The sequence below is a fragment of the Flavobacterium filum DSM 17961 genome (genome assembly GCF_000425465.1).
Classification (GTDB): Bacteria; Bacteroidota; Bacteroidia; order Flavobacteriales; family Flavobacteriaceae; genus Flavobacterium; species Flavobacterium filum.
Genome location: NZ_AUDM01000041.1, coordinates 1 through 3,866 on the forward strand (window position 1 = coordinate 1; position 3,866 = coordinate 3,866).

At 33.8% G+C, this 3,866-nt stretch carries 3 protein-coding genes; all 3 read right to left on the minus strand.

What is annotated here, in order from left to right; translation table 11 throughout:
• Positions 1–205: 205 nt before the first annotated feature.
• On the minus strand, positions 206–1,384 hold the full coding sequence (locus H601_RS0112825) for an MvaI/BcnI restriction endonuclease family protein (RefSeq protein WP_026711868.1): 1,179 nt from the start codon (positions 1,382–1,384) through the stop codon (positions 206–208).
• Entirely contained in the window at positions 1,381–3,588 is a 2,208-nt protein-coding gene (locus H601_RS0112830; protein ID WP_026711869.1) for a DNA cytosine methyltransferase, read from the minus strand. The genes H601_RS0112825 and H601_RS0112830 overlap by 4 nt, the downstream gene beginning before the upstream one ends.
• Before the next feature lie 57 nt (positions 3,589–3,645).
• A partial coding sequence (locus H601_RS16725) for a hypothetical protein (RefSeq protein WP_211223558.1) occupies positions 3,646–3,866 on the minus strand: 221 nt, incomplete at its 5' end.

Below are 3,866 nucleotides of genomic sequence, written 5' to 3' on the forward strand. Positions count from 1 at the left end.
CCGTATGCTCGGTGGTGTGAGAGGCTCTCCCTGCTAGTTTCTAGTGGGGCAGTCTACTCGATTATCGCTTCGGTGTTCTTTTTCGTCCGTTAGTTTGTCTGTCGTTTTGGTCGTGCAGTTGGACAGACACACTCTTTGCCAAGCTTGGGTTTGTGCGTTGGCTTGTGTGGCTTGGCAATGTGTGTGGCTGTTGAGCATTGGCATTTTATATCAAATTATATTTTTCACTTGGTGGAAATAGTAAATCTAGTCCCTTAGGTTTGATTTTAAATATCGGTCCTTTTTCAACAACTTTCCCGTTTGAATTTCTCTTTATTAAGTGGTCAAGTGTAATTATTCCTTGGTCTACCAGAATGTCAAATTGTGATGTGATAGGTTTTTTAGTGTGTTCTACAATTGAATATTGAAAATGCTCAAGTCCATCAATGTATGTGCTTGTTGCTTCAACCCAAAATGTTTCTTTATGCTTTTCTAAAAGTCTATTATGCAATGTGTTTAAAGTCCAAACAACAAAATCCCCAATATCAGGTTTATCTGAATTTTCAACTAGTTGCTTTATGTCTGAATCAAGTCTCAAAGCTAAACCTTGTGAGTTTCTTGTGATTGCTGATACTGTACAATAAAGTTTAAAATCTTCTTCTCTATGGTAACCAAAAGCATCTAAAATTTCTGCCGAACTTTTGAATTTACTTAATGACCATTCCGGAACTTGTGCAAATAAATTTTTCCTGTTCGTTCTACTACTTCTAAACGATTTTAGTTCTATTCCTTTGTAGTCGGGCTGTTTGGATGAATTGATGTCAATTCCCAAGGCTGTCTCTAGAGTTCTTCCGACAGAAGTATCTGCTGCAACCATTGAGGGAATAGGACCCGAACTGGCAACTTTTCTCAACATAGCCAATAATTCAAATGCAACTTCATTAGCTTTTCCGTTGATTTCTGAAATCAACTCTTTTAGCGGATTTATTAGGTTCGAGTTTAATAATGCTTCTACATTCAATTGCGTTAAATTGAAAATGTGAAAAGTGCCCGAATAAAAAATCATTGCAATCAAATCGTTTGGATTTGCAATTTTAGTAAGTCCTGAAAACCATATTCTTGGATCTCCTTTTTTGGTTTGAGGTCTGTACAATGAAGCAATTGATTGAATTACTTGAAAGTCTTGGTAAAAGATTGCATTAATTTGAACTTTGTTTTCAGGGCCTTGCCCTTGGATATCATAGTCGTGAATGTTGTTTTCTTTTAAAAAATTTCTAACTGAGCCAGTGGCATCCATTATTGATTTCTTCAAACCAGTTTCGGTTGGCTCAATCAGAGAAAGAGAAACTTGATTTTTTGTCAGGATTTTAATTTTTGACTGTTCTAAGTCTGTTAGTACTCTCATTTAATATTTTTTAAAATTTCTGTCGCCACGGCTCTAGCTAATAATGGCGGTACAGCATTCCCGACCAAAGTGTATTGAGGAACTTCTGTTTTTCTATTATTTCCACCTGTTGAACGTTTCCCTTGAAATACAAATGTATCATCAAAGGATTGAAGTCTTGCCATTTCACGTACTGTCAATGCTCTAGGCGAATTGTAATGAACATAATCATCTGGTATTGTCATTATGGTTGAACTTTGTTCATCAGGCTTCAATACATTATAATTTCTTTTGTTTGAGGTTAATCCGCAATCATCTATTTCACATTGAGCCTTTTTATAATCGCCATTTTTTAGGATAATTTCGAGACGTTTAATCACATCATCATTTTGATTACTTGTTTTGTGATTATTCAAAATGTCAAAATATTTTACTCCCTTTTGAAGTCCTTCAAAATTTCTTACGTAAAAAGGTTTTGTTTTAGGTTGATACCTTTCAATCAATCGACCTTCTCTTGACCATTCTGCAAATGATTTTCCAGTCTTTGGGTTCTCCTTTCCGTCAACAGTTCTTTTCTTTAAGAGGCTTTTCATTTTTTCGGCTGTACCATTGAATTGCTTTGAAATATCAACTAATTCATAATGATGTGCTTCCTGATTATTGCCGATAAAATCTAAGTCGTATAAAGCTTCAAAAATGGTTACTTTTTCATTTTCCTTTACGGTTGGTGGTATCTCAGAAATAAATTTCTGGTCTTTTCTACACCCAATAAAAAGTACTCGTTCACGATTTTGCGGAACACCATAATTTGAAGCGTTTGCTATAAATGGTTTTTCAATTTTGTAAAGTCTAATGCTGTCCAGAATTTTATTGAGTTCAGATTTCTCCTTTTCAGAACATAGTTTCAATAGGATATCTACGGTTTCATCAAATGAATTAGTGTAGATTTTAAGTGCTGTTATTATATCAGAACAGTCCTTTTTAAATTCTGAAGGAACTTTAAGTTCCTTAAATGCAAGTTCAATTTGCTCTATTACACTTTCAGACCCAATATGAGTTAAAAAAGTCGTGAATGTTTCTACAAATGCATCACTATCAATATTACAAAAGTCTTTTTCTTTAATGATGTCACGTTTCAGTTTTTCCCATTCTTTGGTTCTGGCAAGTATGTTAAATCCGTGTCTAATGGTATTAATTCTTGAATCTGTTTTGCTTGTTTTATAATCAGCAATTTTAGGAGTAAGTTGTTTGAATCTATTATCTACAAATCGAATAAATTCTTCTCTCCCTGTTTCAATTTCAGCATCTCTTAATTTTTCAATTTCAACTCGTTTTACAATACTTTCAAGTAAGAAACTGTTTTTGTCTGATTTCATTTTTCTGATGAATGAAACTAAAACTGGAATTTCTTTTATATCAACTATTGAATTGATTTCTTGAATAATTAAATCTTTGATTTTTCCATTTTCCTTTGTAAGGATGCCTTTTACATTCTCCATTACAAAATACTTCGGTTGCAAAATTTTAATTACTTCGAGGTAGTGAGAGAATAAATCATCTTTTTTATCAAACTTCTTTCTCTTTCCTGCTAAACTAAAACTCTGGCAAGGTGGTCCACCGCAAACCACATCAATTTTTTTGTTACCTATCTTTTGTAAAAGGTTGTCTAAAAAATCTGGTTCTGTGATGTCTTGTTTCAAAAATTCAGCATTCAATCCTAGTTGATGGTTGTATCTCACTATGTGAGTGAGTTCGCAATTTTCATTTATGTCGCTTGCCACAATGAAGTCAAAGAATTTATTATGAACTTCTGCTTGTAAAAAGCCTTCACTAAAACCACCTGCACCTGCAAACAAGTCAATGAAAGTAAAAGGCTTACCATATAGTGAAATCTGTTCCTTTACAATATTAACAGTGTGATTTTCTCTGTACCCGTCAATATGTTGATTGAGAATATCTTTGATTTCATCTTGTGAAAAAGTTTTTTTGTTGGAATGATGTAATAATTCATCTGCACGTTCATTGAGAAAATTCAAATAGTGATTTGTCTCAGTCGCTTCAATTGTAATCCCTTTAACTCGTTGTCTTTTCTTGTCAAATAGCTCTGGGTCAATTTTTTGTCCTGTCGCTAACTTAATTTGTGTGCCAGAACAGTTAATCCTTAAATGAATAGGGGCAAGCCCTTTCTTGTCTGGTTTGTCGAGATAAAAATTAATTGTTGCCATAATTACGGACGGTTTTACGTACACGGACAAAATTACGGACAAATTTTGAATCTCTGTTCATTTTTGTTTATTTTCTGTCGAGCGTTGGCAAAAGAATGGCTCTTTTGGTTTTTTGAGCGTTGGCTTGAGTGTCGGAAAAAACCAAATGTGCCATTTGCGGGTCGGCTTTTTACACTGAGCGATAACGTCAGACTGTGAAAAAACCTCCACAATCTTTTTAACAAATATAACGAAAAACTTGTAAGAAAAACGTAAATTATGTATATTTAGTGATGCAA

Excerpts from the sequence above, each read along its gene's own strand:
- H601_RS0112830 (WP_026711869.1), bottom strand. The coding sequence starts at position 3,588 with ATGGCAACAATTAATTTTTATCTCGACAAACCAGACAAGAAAGGGCTT.
- H601_RS0112825 (WP_026711868.1), bottom strand. The coding sequence starts at position 1,384 with ATGAGAGTACTAACAGACTTAGAACAGTCAAAAATTAAAATCCTGACA.